This window comes from uncultured Brevundimonas sp. (genome assembly GCF_947305955.1).
Lineage (GTDB): Bacteria > Pseudomonadota > Alphaproteobacteria > Caulobacterales > Caulobacteraceae > Brevundimonas.
The window spans coordinates 61,399-76,357 of sequence record NZ_CAMZFB010000003.1 but is presented as its reverse complement, the minus strand read 5'-3'; the positions used below and the strand labels follow the sequence as shown (position 1 = coordinate 76,357).

The window sequence follows — 14,959 nt, the reverse complement described above, 5'->3', positions numbered from 1 at the left end:
GGTCGGCAGGCGTAGTCATGGGGCATGAGACAGCATTTCGACGAAACCACCGATCCTTCGTTTGGCGCAAAGCACCTGCCGCTGGTGCGCGCGGAAATGGCAAGGCAGGGCCTTGATGGCCTGCTGGTCCCGCACGAGGACGAGCATCAGAACGAATACCTGCCCGATGCCAATGAGCGTCTGGCGTGGGTGACGGGCTTTACCGGATCGGCGGGCGCGGGCGTGGTGCTGTCGGACAAGGCGGCGGTTTTCGTCGATGGCCGCTATACGGTTCAGGTCAAGGCCCAGACCGATGAGGCCCTGTTCGAGCGTGAGTCGCTGGCGGGCCTGAACGACTGGCTGTCGGCCAATGTGAAGTCCGGTCAGGTGATCGGCTATGATCCGCGTCTGCACAGCCCCGACGCGCTGGCAGGCCTGCGTGCCGCGGTTGAAAAGGCCGGCGGTTCGCTGAAGGCGGTCGAAGCCAATCCGATTGATCTGGCATGGACCGACCGCCCGAGCCAGCCGCAGGCACCCGTCGTGCCGCACCCCGAAGAATTCTCCGGTGAGAGCGCCGCGTCCAAGCGCGCCCGCATCGGCAAGGACATCGCCGCCAAGGGCGCTGACGCCGCCGTGCTGACCGCCCCATCATCGCTGGCATGGCTGTTCAACATCCGTGGCGGTGACGTGATCCGCTCGCCACTGCCGCTGGGGCAGGCGATCCTGCGCGCCGACGGTTCGGCCCGTGTCTTCCTCGATCCGGCCAAGGTGACCGAGGGGCTGCCCGCATGGCTGGGCAATGAGGTGACGCTGGAAGCGCCCGAAGCCCTGCCTGAAGCCCTCGCTTCGCTGTCGGGCCAGAAGGTGGTGATCGACCCGTCGATCTCCTCGGCCTTCTATTTCGAGGCGCTGGAAGAGGCGGGAGCCACCATCGTCCGCGCCATGGACCCGTGCGCCATCCCGCGCGCCTGCAAGAACGAGGTCGAGATCGAGGGTAGCCGCCGCGCCCACATCCGTGACGGGGCCGCGCTGACGCGCTTCCTGCACTGGGTGGATACGGTCGCGCAGAAAGAACTGCCGGACGAGCGCGGCGTGGTCGAAGCGCTTGAGCGTTTCCGCGAGGCGACGGGCGAGTTGAAAGACCTGTCGTTCGACACCATCGCCGGAGTCGCCGCTAACGGTGCCCTGCCGCACTACAAGCCGGTCGGGGCCAAGATCCGCAAGATGGAGCAGGGCAGCCTGCTGCTGGTGGACGGCGGCGGCCAGTATCTGGACGGCACGACCGACGTCACCCGCACCATGGCCATCGGCGAAGGCACGGACGAACAGCGCCGCATGTTCACCCTTGTCCTCAAGGGCCACATCGCCATGGCGACCATCCGTTTCCCGCAGGGCGTTTCGGGCATGCATCTGGATGCCATTGCCCGCCAGCACCTGTGGAATGCCGGCTTTGACTATGACCACGGCACGGGCCACGGCGTCGGCTCATACCTTGGTGTCCACGAAGGCCCGCAGCGCATCGCCAACTGGGGCACGACCCAGCCGCTGCTGACCGGCATGATCCTGTCGAACGAGCCGGGCTATTACCGCGAAGGCGAATGGGGCATCCGTATCGAGACGCTGCAAGTCGTCACCGCGCCATCGGTGCCGGAAGGTGGCGAGCGTGCCTTCCACGGTTTCGAGCAGCTGACCTTCGCCCCGCTGGACCGCAAGCTGATCGACGTGAACCTGCTGACGCCGCAGGAGCGCCAGTATGTCGATGATTACCACGCCGAGGTTCTGGCCAAGGTCGGCCCGCTGCTGGCCGAAGGCGTCCAGAAGGACGAGGCCGCTCTCGCTTGGCTGAAGGAGCAGACGCGCCCGCTGTAAGGGCCGTCGATCCTGATGCTGGGTGCCATCGCCCTATTGCTGGTGTGCCAGCTGGCCGGTGAGGCGATTCATCGCTTCACCGGACTGCCCCTGCCGGGCTCGGTTATCGGTATGGGGCTTTTGCTGGTGTGGCTGGCTGTGTTCCGCCGCGAGCAGACGTCGCTGACCAAGGTGACGGGCTGGCTGACGGCGCACATGCCTCTGATGTTCGTGCCGCCCGCCGTGGGCCTGATCGAGGAGGGCGACATGATCGCCCGCCACGGCCTTGGCATATTGGTGGCGTTGCTGGTTTCGACGGTGGCGACCATTGCCGTGACCGCCAGCGTCTTTTCATGGGCGATGAAGCGGTTCGCACCGCAGGAAGAGGCGGGCGATGCCTGATCTCTTCACGACCCTGATCTGGCTGTCGGTGACGGTAGTGACCTTCTGGGCCATGGACCGCATGGTGCAGAAGATTGGTCGCCCGCCGCTACTGCATCCGGTGCTGCTGTCCACGCCGGTCATTATTGCTGCTCTGCTGGCCAGCCGAACGCCCTATGCCACCTATGCCTCGGCGACGGGGATGATCACCTTCCTTCTGGGGCCGACGGTGGTCTCGATGGCCGTGCCCATCTGGGCCAACCGCCGGACCATTGCGCGTCTGGCCGTGCCGATCACACTGGCCCTGATGGCTGGGGCGGTGACGGCGATTGTCTCCTCGGTCGGGATAGTGTGGATGTTCGGTGCACCCGAGCAGGTGATGGCCTCCATCGCGCCGCGGGCGACCACCACACCTGTTGGCATGGCCATCTCGCAGACGCTGGGCGGTATTCCAGCCCTGACGGCGGTGATCGTGATCTTTGCGGGCGTGTTCGGGGCCATGCTGGCGACGCCGCTGCTCAATCTTCTGGGTATCCGCGATTGGCGCGCGCGGGGCTTTGCCGTTGGTGTCTCGGCCCACGGGGCAGGGGCGGCCAGGGCGTTCGAGGTCTCGCCCACGGCAGGGGCCTATGCGGGCGTGGGCATGGCGCTGAATGCCGTGCTGACGGCGGCGCTGCTGTCGGTCCTGTCGATCTTCCTCTGATAATAAAAAGCCCCCGCAGATCGCTCTGCGGAGGCCTTTCGCGCTTTTCCGGGGAGGAAAACTCTTACTGGACGCGGGTCCAGGTCTGGGTCTTGCACAGCGGGGCGACGATGCAGCCGCGCAGACGCAGGGTGTTGTCATTGGTCATGGTGATGGTGCCGCGATAGGTGCCGCCATCCTCGGGGTTATAGACCGAGCCACCGCGCCATTCGGTCGGGCCGCCGGTGAAACCCGACAGCATGCGAAGGCCGCGCAGGGTGCGGCTGCGCTGGGTGGCATCCTTGTTGTTCACATCGAGCTGGTTCGGGTTGGCGCGGATAGCCGCCGAAGTGACCAGAGTGCCGCACAGGGCATTGCCGCAACGCTCGATGCGGACCTGACCGCCGTTGGTCGGGGTCTGCCACAGACCGGTCGGATCACCCGCGAGGGCCGGAGCGGCGAGGGCAGAGGCCGCCAGTGCGGCCGCAGCGAAAATCTTGATCTTCATGGTGCGTACTTCCCATTGGTCGGATCACGGGGAGAGGATCCGTTACGCACAGGGTGCTGCGGTATTGCGTTATAAACAAGACCTAAAATTGCAGCGTTTTGTTTTTATAAAACCGGACGTTACGTCAAGATTTGACGGTAATAAGGTCCATAAAGTCCGCTTCGGACAGCAGCTTCAACCCCAAATGGCGGGCACGATCCAGTTTTGAACCTGCGCCATTGCCCACCACGACCCAGTCCGTCTTGGCATTGACCGAGGCCATGACGCGGGCCCCGAAACGGCCTGCGATCTCCTGTGCTTCCTGACGGGAAAAGCGCGACAACTGGCCCGAAAACACCACGCGCTTGCCCTGCATGGACAGGGGCAGGCCGGGGACGGGGCGGAACACGTCCGAATAGGGTTTGGCGGTGGCGACAGAGGCCGAGCGTTTCGGGCGGGGCGCCGAACAGGCCGAATAGCCCGCCGAACTCATCCGTCCGATGCCGACCTGAGTGATCTTGGCCAGTTCGTGCAGGCTCGACGCCTCGCGCAGACGCATGGCCGCCAGCGCGACCTCGGCGCAGACATAGGCATCCTCGCCCGCGTCGTGGTGTTTGAACGCTATGCCCAGATGGTCACCAAGGGCGTTCAGACGCGCCGTGCCCAGATCGGCCCAGACCCGCTGCGCCACCTTGACGGTGCAGAGATAGTCGAACTCGGGATAGGACAGCGAATAGGCGTCGCAACTGGCGCGCACCACGCTCATGTCAAAGCCCGCATTGTGGGCCAGCACCATGTCGCAGGTGCCGATCCGTTCGCGCAGGGACGCCAGAACGTCGGGGAACTCCGGCGAATCCTCGACCATGTCGGGGGTGATGCCGTGGATGCGGATGTTCACCGGCGCGAACCGCATTTCCGGTGGCCGGATCAGATGGGTCTCGCGATCCACCACACGTCCATCCTCGATCCACGCCAGACCGATCGAGCATGCGCTGGCGCGACGCTCGTTGGCGGTTTCAAAGTCGATGGCGACGGCACGCATAGCTCAACCCCGATAGATCACCCGATGAGGGCGAGCCATTCGTCCTCGGTCAGAACCTGAACCCCGTGCTTCTCCGCGTCCTTCAATTTGGAACCTGCACCGGGACCGACGACCAAATAATCCGTTTTTTTGGAAACGGAACCCGAGACTTTTGCCCCAAGGCTTTCACTTAGAATTTTTGCCTCAGTGCGGGTGAAGCGCTCGAGTGCTCCGCTAAATACAATTACCTTGTTCGATATGCGGTTCTCGATATCTTCGGTTTTGATGTTAAAGTAATTTTTTGGAAGTTCCCCTAGAATATCACTTTCGGTTCTCGGAGCGGATGGAGATGAGCAAGGCGAATATCCATCTCTCCAAAGTTTTCCTAAAATAACTCCATTATTATTAGATAATGAATTTAAACAATTCGAGTTTGTTATTTTAGCTGCGTTTAATGCAATATTTGCACATGCATATGCATCTTCAGATGCGTCGTGATGCTTAAATTCTATGCCTAATTCATAACACAAATCCTTTAATCTGTGTGACATTAAGGCGGGCCAAACTTTTTGAGACAGTTTTAAAGTGCAAAGATAGTCAAATTCTGGATATTCTATTTCATAATAATCGCATGTACTTCTAATTACGCTTACATCAAATGATGCATTGTGGGCGAGAACCGCGTGTCCGTTAAGTTTAGATTTAAGTGTTGCAATAACATCTGGAAATTCGTTTGAATTTCTCACATGGTCTGGCGTAATGCCATGAATTGAAATGTTAAATCCTGAAAACCTCATATCTGGAGGTCGGATGTAGTGGTGCTCAATTGAAGTTATTATTCCGTTGTCGATCCACGCCAGACCGATCGAGCATGGGCTAGAGCGTTGTTCATTTGCTGTTTCGAAATCAATGGCAACGGCACGCATAAAGCAGCTCCTTGATGGATCATTGTTCTATCAAGCTTAGCCATTCCTCCTCAGTCAACACCGTTACATTGTGCTTCTTGGCTTCTTCGAGCTTGGAGCCAGCTGCGACCCCAGCTACCAAATAGTCAGTTTTTTTGGAGACTGAGTTCGAAACTTTGGCTCCAAGTTTCTCAGCTTGTAACTTAGCCGCGTCCCGCTTTAATTTTTCCAGCGTCCCTGTGAACACGACTGTCTTGCCTGCGACGGGGGTGTCGGTGCGGGCCTGTTCCATGTCGGTGATGGCGGTCAGTTCGGTTTCGAGCGCCTCGACCACCTCGCGGTTATGCGGTTCGCGGAAGAAGTGGGCGAGGGCGGTAGCGGCAACAGGGCCAACACCCGACACGCCCGCGATGGCGTTCAGAATGTCGCTGGGGCCTTCCTCGCGCGCGATCTGCGCAAGGCGGACGACGCCCGCCCAGTCGCCCGCCTTTTCCGCCACGCTGCGGCGGGCAGGGGCGGCGAGGCCGGGGAAAACCTGTTTCAGGTTCATGTCCAAGGTGCCGTCCGGCCACGGCTGGCTGGCGGGCACCTCGGTGCTGGCCAACTGTTCCAGCACGCGCTGGGAGATGGCATGCGTTCCGGCCAGATCGTGCCAGTCCTCAGTAGCGATCCCCTGCGAGGCTTGAACGGCGGCGTCCTTCAGCGCGGCCCACGAGCCGAAGTGACGGGCCAGAACCAGCGAAGTCTGCTCGCCAATTTCGGGAATGCCGAGGCCGAACAGAAAGCGGTCGAGGCTGATCGTGCGGCGCTTCTCAATGCCAGCGACCAGTTTGGCTACGGAGGTTTCTCCGTAGCCCTTCATTTTTTCAAGTTCCCCAAGGCGGGCCTTGTTGGTCGCCAAAGCAAAGATATCGGCGGGTTGTTTAATCCAGCCGAGTTTGTGGAACTCGATCAACTGCTTTTCGCCAAGGTCCTCGATGTCGAAGGCGCGGCGGCCTACGAAATGCTTCAGGCGCTCGACGATCTGGGCATCGCAGACAAGACCGCCGGTGCAGCGGCGCTTCACCTCGTCACCCTCGCGCACGGCTTCGGAGCCGCAGACGGGGCAGGTGGTCGGGAAGATGTACGGCTGGGTCCCCTCGGGCCGCTTGTCCAGCACGACGCCGAGGATTTGCGGAATCACATCGCCTGCGCGTTGCAGGGTGACGGTGTCGCCAATGCGGACATCCAGACGTTCGATCTCGTCCTCGTTGTGCAGGGTGGCGTTGCGTACGACCACGCCGCCGACCGTCACCGGATGCAGTCGGGCGACGGGTGTCAGGCTGCCCGTACGGCCCACCTGAATGTCGATGCCTTCGAGGAGGGTGGTCGCTTGCTGGGCGGGGAATTTGTGGGCGATGGCCCAGCGGGGGCTGCGGGCGATGAAGCCGAGGCGTTCCTGCAGGTCAAGCCGGTCGACCTTATAGACGATGCCGTCGATGTCATAGCTGAGGGTGGCGCGGTCCTCACCCAGCTTGTTGTAGAGGTCGATCAGGCCCTGGGCGCTTTCCACGCGGCTTGAGCGGTCATTGACCTTCAAACCCCACTCGCGGAACTTCTCCAGCGCGCCGTGTTGGGTTTCGGTGAATGGCTCCGACACCTCGCCCCAAGCATAGGCGAAGAAGGCCAGCGGACGCTGGGCGGTGATGGTCGGGTTCTTTTGGCGCAGCGATCCGGCGGCAAAATTTCGCGGGTTCGCATAGGTCTTGCCGCCAAGTTGGGCTGCGTTCTTGTTGAAGGCGTCAAAGGCCTCGGTCGGGGAATAGACCTCGCCACGGATTTCGATCACGGCGGGCCAGCCGCTGCCCGACAGCTTTTGCGGGATGTCGGCGATGGTCCGGAGGTTGGCGGTCACGTCCTCGCCGGTCTTGCCATCGCCGCGCGTCGCGCCGCGCACCAGCACGCCGTTTTCATAGCGAAGATTGGCCGACAGGCCGTCGATCTTTGGCTCTGCCACGAAGCCCAGCGGCTCGCTCATCGGCAGGTTCAAGAATTTGTACACGCGGGCCACGAAGTCACGCACGTCCGCCTCGTCAAAGGCATTGTCCAGCGACAGCATGGGAACGCCGTGGCGCACCTCGGCGAACTGTTCGGAGACAGGGGCACCGACCTTTTGCGACGGGGTGTCGGCGGTGGTCAGGGTGGGAAACTTCTTTTCGATCTCCAGCGCGCGGGCCTTCAGCGCGTCGTACTCGGCGTCGCTGATGCTCGGGGCGTCCTCGCCGTAATAGGCGTTGTCGTGCGCGGCCAGTTCAGCGGTCAGACGCGCCAGTTCCTCACGGGCCTGATCCTCGCTCATCGACGCGACGGAAAGGGGAGCGGAGAACAGATCGGACATGGGGATTCGTCTGGGCTGGAACGGGAACAGGCGGCTTTTCTAACACCGCCTGAACAAATGACAGAAAGCTAATCTGGAAGAACGGCGGAAGGGCATCTAGGCTGCGCGCAATTCACTTGTTCGGAGCGATTTTTATGCGCGCGCTTTCTTCCAGTCTGGCTATTGCCGCCCTGCTGTCCCTTGCTGCCTGCGAGACGGCACCGCGCTCACAGGCTCCTGTCGCTGCGGCGGTGCCGTCGGTTGACTACACCCAGCTGATGTCCGACCTGACCATTCTGGCCGCCGACGACATGCAAGGGCGCGACACGGGCAGCGAAGGCGGTGCCAAGGCGCGCGACTATATCGTAGGCCGTCTGGAAGCCATGGGCATCGGCCCGTCGTCCATGGGCCGCCTTCAGCCGTGGTCGGCCCAAGGCCGTTCGCCGGAAGGCCCCAAGACCTTTAACGGGGTCAACATCCTCGGCCTGATCCCCGGTACGCGGGTTTCGGACAAATACATCGTGGTCACCGCCCACTATGACCACGTCGGCACCCGCGACGGCCACGTCTATAATGGTGCGGACGACAATGCGTCTGGCGTGGCGACCATGCTGGAACTGGCCAAGCGCCTGAAGGACAGCCCGCCCGAGCACAGCGTCCTGATCGTGGCACTGGATGGCGAAGAGAGGGGCCTATTGGGTGCGAAAGAGTTCGTCGAGGCTCCGCCCGTGCCGCTGTCGTCCATCTCGGTGAATATCAATTTCGACATGACGGCCCGTGCCGATGTCGATGGGTATCTGTGGGTGACGGGCACCTATCAGCACCCGTATTTCCGTCCGCTGCTGGAGCCGATCCCGGCCAATGGCTCGATCCGTCTGGCCTTCGGCAAGGACCGACCGGAGGACCAAGGGGCCGACAACTGGGTGTTCGCCTCGGACCACGGTGCCTTCCACCGCGCAGGCCTGCCGTTCCTGTATTTCGGCGTGAACTTCCACGAGGACTATCACAAGCCGTCCGATGACGTGGAGCGCATCAATCCGGCGGTGTTCCAGTCGTCCACCGAACTGGCCATCGAAAGCTTCCGCCGCATCGATGCGTGGCTGGACCGATAAGCCGGTCTTAAAAACGCCATTCTTCGGAAAGCCAGATCGCTGATCCAAACACGGAGATAGCGATGTCGGCAACCGAAGGCTTCGACCTGCAAAGGGTCCAGAAAATCCGGAAGGCAGCGCTGGGCGCGGGGATGTCGGCCATTCTCGCGCTGGCGCTTTTTACGGCCTCGCGCGGCGGCGAGCCCCTGCACGAAGGGGTGGAGGCGTTCGGCCTCGCCCTGATCGTGGTCTGCATCGTGGGGCGGGCGTGGTGCTCGCTCTACATCGGTGGGCGCAAGAAGGCCGAGATTGTCGATCGCGGGCCTTATTCCATCAGCCGCAATCCCCTGTACCTGTTCAGCTTCATGGGGGCTTTCGGTGCAGGGGCACAAACCGGAAGCCTGACGCTAGCGACTGCGTTTCTGGCGGTGGCGATGCTGGTGTTTCATTTCACCATCCGCCGGGAAGAGGCGTGGCTGAGCGATGCCTTTGGTCAGTCCTATCGCGACTACTGCGCCCGCACGCCGCGGTTCGGTCCCGATTTTTCTCGTTGGCGGGATGCCGAGTCGCTTGATGTCCGTCCGCGCTTTTTCCTCATTACCTTGCGCGACGGTCTGATCTTCCTCTTGGCGATCCCGCTATTCGAGGCCATTGAAGCTTTGCAGCACATTGGATGGCTGGGGACATTGCTGAGACTGCCGTGATGAGGGGATCGATTTGGGGGGCGTTGGGGCTGTGTATGGCCCTGATGGCCTGTAGTCCGGACAAGGGAGAGCAGGGGACTGCGCCCAACACCGGAGCCAAGAGGCAATATACGGCGTCGGCGGCATTGGACGGGGACTATGTGTATTCGGAGGCGCTCCTGATGCAGGACTGGCGGTTCAGCCACATCCAGCTGCGCGCGCCCAATGGCGATGCACAGGGTGCAGAGACACCGCCCGCCAGCCGTTTTCCGGCGGCCTTTGTTTTTGAACAGACCAAGGCGATCCAGAACGCCAAGGGCGAGCGCCAAAAGCTGATCGTTCTGGCAAACGACTATAGGGTCAGCGAGGAGCGCGTGATGCTGTCGGGCGCGGCCTCGGCGGGGGGCGCGCTGGGCTTTGACGGCAGGGTCGAGGACGGGAAACTGGTCGGGACCTTGGTGATCTCACCGAATGATCCGGTGGAAGCGACGCTTCAAAAGCCTTGATAACCAACAAAAAACGGGGAGCCGAAAGGCTCCCCGTTTTCAGAATCGGCTTGGAAATCGCTTAGGCGACTTCGGCGCGGACGATCTTGCCCGGGTTGCGCGGCGGCTCACCCTTCGGCAGGGCGTCGATCACGTCCATGCCTTCGGTGACATTGCCCCAGACCGTGTATTGACGGTCGAGGAAGCGGGCGTCGTCGAAGCAGATGAAGAACTGCGAGTTGGCGCTGTTCGGGTCCATGGTGCGGGCCATCGAGCAGGTGCCGCGCACGTGCGGCTCGTCGTTGAACTCCTGCTTCAGGTTCGGCTTCTTCGAGCCCGAGGTGCCGGTGCCCGTCGGGTCGCCGCCCTGAGCCATGAAGCCGGCGATGACGCGGTGGAAGACGACGCCGTCATAGAAGCCTTCCGAAGCCAGTTCGGTGATTTGCTTCACGTGGTTCGGGGCCAGATCTTCGCGCAGCTTGATGACGACCGGACGCTCTTGGTTGTCGCCGGTGTCGATGAAAAAGGTCAGGGTTTCGGCCATCTGGCGCTCCTATGACTCATGGAAATATGCGGGGGTCATAGCGGTGAAACGCTCAGACCGCTATGAAAGACGTATGAGTGAGAACGAAAAGCCTGCCGAAAAGACCCAGGAACGCCGTCGTATGGTGCGTTTGCCTACGGGCGGGACCGCTGCGGGACGCAGTGTCGGCACCAAGATAAAGACGGCCAAGGACAAGCGTCCGTCGTCGCAAGCGTGGATCAAACGCCAGCTGACCGACAAATGGTCGGAACGTGCGCGTGCCGAGGGGTGGCGCAGCCGCGCGGCCTTCAAGCTGATCGAGATCGACAACCGCTTCAACCTGATCAAAAAGGGCAGTCGGGTTATCGACCTTGGCGCGGCCCCCGGTGGTTGGGTTCAGGTGTGTCTGGACCGTGGCGCGCAGGAAGTCGCGGGCGTGGACCTGCTGATGATCGAGCCGATTCCGGGCGCGCACCTGATTCAGGCCGACTTTACAGAGCCGGGTGTGGACCAACAGCTGATCGACGCTCTGGGCGGCCGCCCTGATTTGGTTCTGTCGGACATGGCCCACAACACTATCGGCCACCGCCAGACGGACCACCTGAAGATCATCGCCCTGATCGAGATCGCGGCGGACTTCGCCATCAGAACACTTAAACCCGGTGGAAATTTCGTTTCTAAAAATTTCCAGGGTGGCGACGCGGGCGGCGTGTTAGCCCGTTTGCGTGAAGAGTTCGAAACGGTGAAATATTTCAAACCGGAATCGAGCCGGAAGGACAGCGCCGAGGTCTTCCTCGTCGCGCTCAACAAAAAATAGGTTTGCCCCATGTCGTCAGTGCAGGTCGCGTTTGAAAATCAATCCGCCATCTGCACGGCGGCAGGTGCGCCGTTCACCGGACGCATGTGCCGCTTGGTGGGAGAGCGGCTGGATGACGCAACGCCTTTGGGCCGACGTATCCTCAACTGGGCGGGCAATCCCTCGCACGAAGGGGATGCCCTGCCGCTGCGGTTGATGGGCGGCTTGCACGCTCTGGCGCGCAGCGGACTGCGTCCCGACTGGAGTGCGGTCTATCCGCCCGCCATGGCCCCCGATGACGATGCGCTGTGGGCCTTGCTGGCCGATGTCCTTCAGGCACAGGGCGACTGGCTCGATCCATGGCTGGACGGCCCGCCCCAAACCAATGAGGTGGGGCGATCTGCTGGCCTGATGGCCGGTTTGATGGTGCTGGCGGATCGGTTCGGCTTGCCGTTCTCGCTTTATGAACTGGGGGCCAGCGCGGGGCTGAACAGCCTGTTGGACCACTATGGTTATCGGTTGGGCGATGTGACTGCGGGCGAGGCGGGCTCTGCCGTGCAATTGTCGCCGCGCTGGACGGGCGACAGTCCGCCAAAAGCGCGGGTGGAGGTTGTCGCTCGTCAGGCCGTTGACCGCAATCCGCTGGACGCGACCGACGCCCGCACCCGCGAAATGCTGGCGGCCTATGTCTGGGCCGATCAGCGCGAGCGTCTTTCGCGGCTGGAAGCGGCGCTGGAGATTGCGGGAAAGCACCCCGTCACGATCGACAGGGCCGACGCCGCCGACTGGCTCGAACAGCATCTGTCCATTGCGGCTGAACACGGCGTCTGCAGCGTGGTGATGCACACCATCGCCTATCAGTATTTTCCGCCGGACGCCCAGCAGCGCATCCGTGATCACCTGCAAGCCGTAGGCGAGGGGGCCAGTGCAAACGCCCCCCTGGCATGGCTGCGGTTCGAGGCGTCGGACGACGGCGGGCCTGAACGTCGCCCTGCGCTGGACCTAACCATCTGGCCGGGTGGCGAGACGCGCAGATTGGCCATTGGCCAGCCGCACGGCGCGTCTTACGACTGGATGGGCTAAAGCCGATCAGGCGATACGATGCTCGACGCGCGCGGTCTCTGTAGCCTTGCGCGTGTCGATGCGGATCCAGATACGGTCGTGCAGGGTGAAGAAGACGGTCTGGACCAGCGGCTCAACAATGCCGATGGTCAGGGCGGCCCTGAGGTTGTGCGTCAGGGCAAAGGCCACGCAGACAGCGACCGTAAAGTGCATCAGCCCATAGGTTACCGTTTTGAACGCGACCTGTTTGAACGAGGACGGTAGGGCGTGGCTGTGGCCATGGTGGTGATGGCCGTGGACGCGCATCTGCTCCTGCGGTGACATGATGCCCAGACGTGAGGAAACCGCCTCTGCGGTTTCTTCCAGTCCGGAAGCCGTGCGGCGTTTCTCGATCACGTGCCAGACACGGTCGTGGATGGTGTAGGCGATGGTTTGGAAGAAAGGCTCCACCATGCCGACCGCCAGTGCCAGTCGGATGTCGCGGGTGATGGCAAAGGCGACGATGATGGCGACGATCAGGTGCATGACGCCGTAGCTGGCAATCTTGAGCGCCAGTTTGCGGGCTGTCTGGAGGATCAGGGCGACCATGGATTTAGAATGGTTTGCCCCGCGAGCGGTTGCAAAGCATAAATTTCTATTATCAGCATAACCCCTAATTTGAGTCTGGGTTTATGGCAGTGATCGCGCGGCGTTACAGGGGCTGTAGCGAATGGTGATCCAGATGACAGGGTTTTATGGAGCCGAGCCCTTGCCGAGTCGGGCGTTTACCCTCTATACGCGACCCGCAAAACGGAGGCTCCCCAATGGAGATACGCGAAGGCCTAACCTTCGACGATGTTTTGCTCGAACCCGGTCCGTCGGAGGTCATGCCCGCCGACGTTGACGTTTCGACGCGCCTGACCAAAGACATCAAACTGAACATCCCGCTGCTGTCGTCCGCCATGGACACGGTGACGGAAAGCCGCCTTGCCATCGCTATGGCTCAAGCTGGCGGTATGGGCATTCTTCATCGCAACATGACGATCGAGGAGCAGGCCGAGCAGGTCCGCACCGTCAAGCGTTATGAAAGCGGCATGGTGATCAATCCGGTCACCGTCACCCCCGACACCACCCTCGGCGAAGTGCGCGACATCGTCGCCCGCAAGAAGATCACCGGCTTCCCGGTCGTCGATCCGGAAACGGGCCGTCTGGTCGGCATGCTGACCAACCGTGACATGCGTTTCGAGAACGACCCGTCGATCAAGGCGTCCAGCCTGATGACCACGGGCGACCTGATCACGGTGCGCGAAGGTGCCAGCCGCGAGGAAGCCCGCGAGCTTCTGCGTACCCGCAAGATCGAACGCGTCATCGTGGTGGACGAAGATAACCGCGCCGTCGGCCTCATCACCATGAAGGACATCGAGAAGGCGCAGGCCTTCCCGAACGCCGCCAAGGACGACCACGGCCGTCTGCTGGTCGGTGCCGCCTCGACCGTCGGTGATGCGGGCTATGAGCGCGCCATGGCGCTGGCCGAAGCCGGTGCGGACCTTGTGGTTATCGATACCGCCCACGGCCACTCGGCCTCGGTTGCCGCCGTCGTTGAACGTATCAAGCGCGAGAACAACCGCATCGCCATCGTGGCCGGTAACGTCGCCACCTACGACGCCACCCGCGCACTGATCGATGCAGGCGCTGACGTTGTGAAGGTCGGCATCGGCCCGGGCTCGATCTGCACCACCCGTATCGTGGCTGGCGTCGGCGTGCCGCAGCTGACCGCGATCATGGACGCCGCTCGCGCCGCCCAAGGCACTGGCGCGACCGTCATCGCCGACGGCGGTATCAAATATTCGGGCGACATGGCCAAGGCCATCGCCGCGGGCGCTTCGGCGGCCATGATGGGTTCGATGTTCGCCGGTACCGACGAGTCGCCGGGCGAGGTCTTCCTGTACCAAGGCCGTTCGTACAAGTCGTATCGCGGCATGGGCTCGGTCGGCGCCATGGGCGCTGGCTCTGCGGACCGTTACTTCCAGAAGGAAGTTTCGACCGAGAAGCTGGTGCCGGAAGGCATTGAAGGCCAGACGGCCTACAAGGGGCCGATCGCTCCGGTCATCCACCAGATGGTCGGCGGTCTGCGCGCCTCGATGGGCTATGTCGGTGGTCCGACCATCGAAGAGTTCCAGAAGCGCGCCCGCTTCGTCCGCATCACGGGCGCTGGCTTGCGTGAAAGCCACGTCCATGACGTCATGATTACCCGCGAGGCTCCCAACTACCGCCAAGGGTAATCATCATGACGACCGAACTCACCTATCTCAGCCTGACCCTGGTTCTGGCGCTGGTGCAGATTTTCCTGCCCGCCGGAGCAAGGACGGCGGAGTTCGGTCTGAAATGGAATGCGGGCCCGCGTGACGGGACGCCCAAGTCAGAGAAACCTCTGACGGGGCGTCTCGAGCGGGCCCAGTCCAATCTGTTCGAGACCCTGCCGCTGTTTATCGGTGCCGTGCTGATCGCCCATGTGGCTTCGGCCAATGGCGCACTTACAGCGTGGGGCTCGGCGCTCTATTTCTGGGGGCGGGTGGTGTTTGTGCCGCTCTATGCCTTGGGCATCCCCTTTATCCGGTCGCTGGTGTGGCTGGTCTCGCTTGCGGGACTGGTCATGGTGCTGGCGGCCCCGTTTATCTGAA

At 62.1% G+C, this 14,959-nt stretch carries 16 protein-coding genes; 10 read left to right on the top strand and 6 right to left on the bottom strand.

Features of this window, described 5'->3' with window-relative positions:
• The first annotated feature begins 24 nt into the window (after positions 1 to 24).
• The 3 genes from Q0Y42_RS01650 to Q0Y42_RS01640 are packed head-to-tail and all read left to right on the top strand — an operon-like array spanning position 25 to position 2,911.
• Positions 25 to 1,848 carry an aminopeptidase P family protein gene (locus Q0Y42_RS01650; RefSeq protein ID WP_297799455.1) on the top strand — a complete coding sequence of 608 codons (1,824 nt, stop codon included), beginning with the start codon at positions 25 to 27 and terminating at the stop codon, positions 1,846 to 1,848.
• A 15-nt stretch (positions 1,849 to 1,863) separates the two neighbouring features.
• Positions 1,864 to 2,229: a CidA/LrgA family protein gene (locus Q0Y42_RS01645; RefSeq protein ID WP_297799453.1), complete on the top strand. Its 366-nt coding sequence runs from the start codon at positions 1,864 to 1,866 to the stop codon at positions 2,227 to 2,229.
• A complete protein-coding gene (locus Q0Y42_RS01640) occupies positions 2,222 to 2,911 on the top strand; it encodes an LrgB family protein (RefSeq protein ID WP_297799451.1) in 690 nt (229 codons plus the stop codon). The genes Q0Y42_RS01645 and Q0Y42_RS01640 overlap by 8 nt, the downstream gene beginning before the upstream one ends.
• 64 nt (positions 2,912 to 2,975) lie before the next feature.
• On the opposite strand, the gene Q0Y42_RS01635 is transcribed toward Q0Y42_RS01640, so the two are convergent.
• From Q0Y42_RS01635 to ligA, 4 genes are all read right to left on the bottom strand, one after another.
• Positions 2,976 to 3,398: a DUF2147 domain-containing protein gene (locus Q0Y42_RS01635; protein WP_297799449.1), complete on the bottom strand. Its 423-nt coding sequence runs from the start codon at positions 3,396 to 3,398 to the stop codon at positions 2,976 to 2,978.
• Between the two features lie 124 nt (positions 3,399 to 3,522).
• Positions 3,523 to 4,419 (bottom strand): exonuclease domain-containing protein, encoded by an 897-nt coding sequence (locus tag Q0Y42_RS01630; protein ID WP_297799447.1) that lies wholly within the window; start codon positions 4,417 to 4,419, stop codon positions 3,523 to 3,525.
• Between the two features lie 17 nt (positions 4,420 to 4,436).
• Positions 4,437 to 5,324, bottom strand: coding sequence for an exonuclease domain-containing protein (locus Q0Y42_RS01625; RefSeq protein WP_297799445.1), 888 nt, complete (start codon positions 5,322 to 5,324; stop codon positions 4,437 to 4,439).
• A gap of 19 nt (positions 5,325 to 5,343) precedes the next feature.
• Positions 5,344 to 7,680: an NAD-dependent DNA ligase LigA gene (gene ligA, locus Q0Y42_RS01620; protein WP_297799443.1), complete on the bottom strand. Its 2,337-nt coding sequence runs from the start codon at positions 7,678 to 7,680 to the stop codon at positions 5,344 to 5,346.
• Positions 7,681 to 7,814: 134 nt separating this feature from the next.
• Here ligA and Q0Y42_RS01615 point away from each other — a divergent pair, with 134 nt between their 5' ends.
• The 3 genes from Q0Y42_RS01615 to Q0Y42_RS01605 all read left to right on the top strand — a co-directional run bounded on the left by Q0Y42_RS01615 (position 7,815) and on the right by Q0Y42_RS01605 (position 9,939).
• Positions 7,815 to 8,771 carry a M28 family peptidase gene (locus Q0Y42_RS01615; RefSeq protein WP_297799440.1) on the top strand — a complete coding sequence of 319 codons (957 nt, stop codon included), beginning with the start codon at positions 7,815 to 7,817 and terminating at the stop codon, positions 8,769 to 8,771.
• Positions 8,772 to 8,833: 62 nt separating this feature from the next.
• Complete coding sequence (locus Q0Y42_RS01610; protein WP_297799438.1) at positions 8,834 to 9,454, top strand: isoprenylcysteine carboxylmethyltransferase family protein; 621 nt, start codon at positions 8,834 to 8,836, stop codon at positions 9,452 to 9,454.
• Positions 9,454 to 9,939: a hypothetical protein gene (locus Q0Y42_RS01605; protein ID WP_297799436.1), complete on the top strand. Its 486-nt coding sequence runs from the start codon at positions 9,454 to 9,456 to the stop codon at positions 9,937 to 9,939. Before Q0Y42_RS01610 ends, Q0Y42_RS01605 begins: the two co-directional genes overlap by 1 nt.
• Positions 9,940 to 10,000: 61 nt before the next feature.
• Here Q0Y42_RS01605 and Q0Y42_RS01600 read toward each other — a convergent pair whose 3' ends face one another.
• Positions 10,001 to 10,462 (bottom strand): peptidylprolyl isomerase, encoded by a 462-nt coding sequence (locus Q0Y42_RS01600; protein ID WP_292051494.1) that lies wholly within the window; start codon positions 10,460 to 10,462, stop codon positions 10,001 to 10,003.
• Between the two features lie 73 nt (positions 10,463 to 10,535).
• Between Q0Y42_RS01600 and Q0Y42_RS01595 the strand changes: the two genes are divergently transcribed.
• The gene (locus Q0Y42_RS01595) at positions 10,536 to 11,258 is read left to right on the top strand and encodes an RlmE family RNA methyltransferase (protein WP_297799433.1); all 723 of its coding nucleotides are present in this window, start codon (positions 10,536 to 10,538) and stop codon (positions 11,256 to 11,258) included.
• A 9-nt stretch (positions 11,259 to 11,267) separates the two neighbouring features.
• The gene (locus tag Q0Y42_RS01590) at positions 11,268 to 12,320 is read left to right on the top strand and encodes a DUF2332 family protein (protein WP_297799430.1); all 1,053 of its coding nucleotides are present in this window, start codon (positions 11,268 to 11,270) and stop codon (positions 12,318 to 12,320) included.
• Positions 12,321 to 12,326: 6 nt separating this feature from the next.
• On the opposite strand, the gene Q0Y42_RS01585 is transcribed toward Q0Y42_RS01590, so the two are convergent.
• Positions 12,327 to 12,887, bottom strand: coding sequence for a DUF2061 domain-containing protein (locus Q0Y42_RS01585; RefSeq protein WP_297799428.1), 561 nt, complete (start codon positions 12,885 to 12,887; stop codon positions 12,327 to 12,329).
• A 215-nt stretch (positions 12,888 to 13,102) separates the two neighbouring features.
• Here Q0Y42_RS01585 and guaB point away from each other — a divergent pair, with 215 nt between their 5' ends.
• Positions 13,103 to 14,560: an IMP dehydrogenase gene (guaB, locus tag Q0Y42_RS01580; protein WP_297799426.1), complete on the top strand. Its 1,458-nt coding sequence runs from the start codon at positions 13,103 to 13,105 to the stop codon at positions 14,558 to 14,560.
• Between the two features lie 5 nt (positions 14,561 to 14,565).
• A complete protein-coding gene (locus Q0Y42_RS01575) occupies positions 14,566 to 14,958 on the top strand; it encodes an MAPEG family protein (RefSeq protein ID WP_297799424.1) in 393 nt (130 codons plus the stop codon).
• Position 14,959 lies beyond the last annotated feature (1 nt).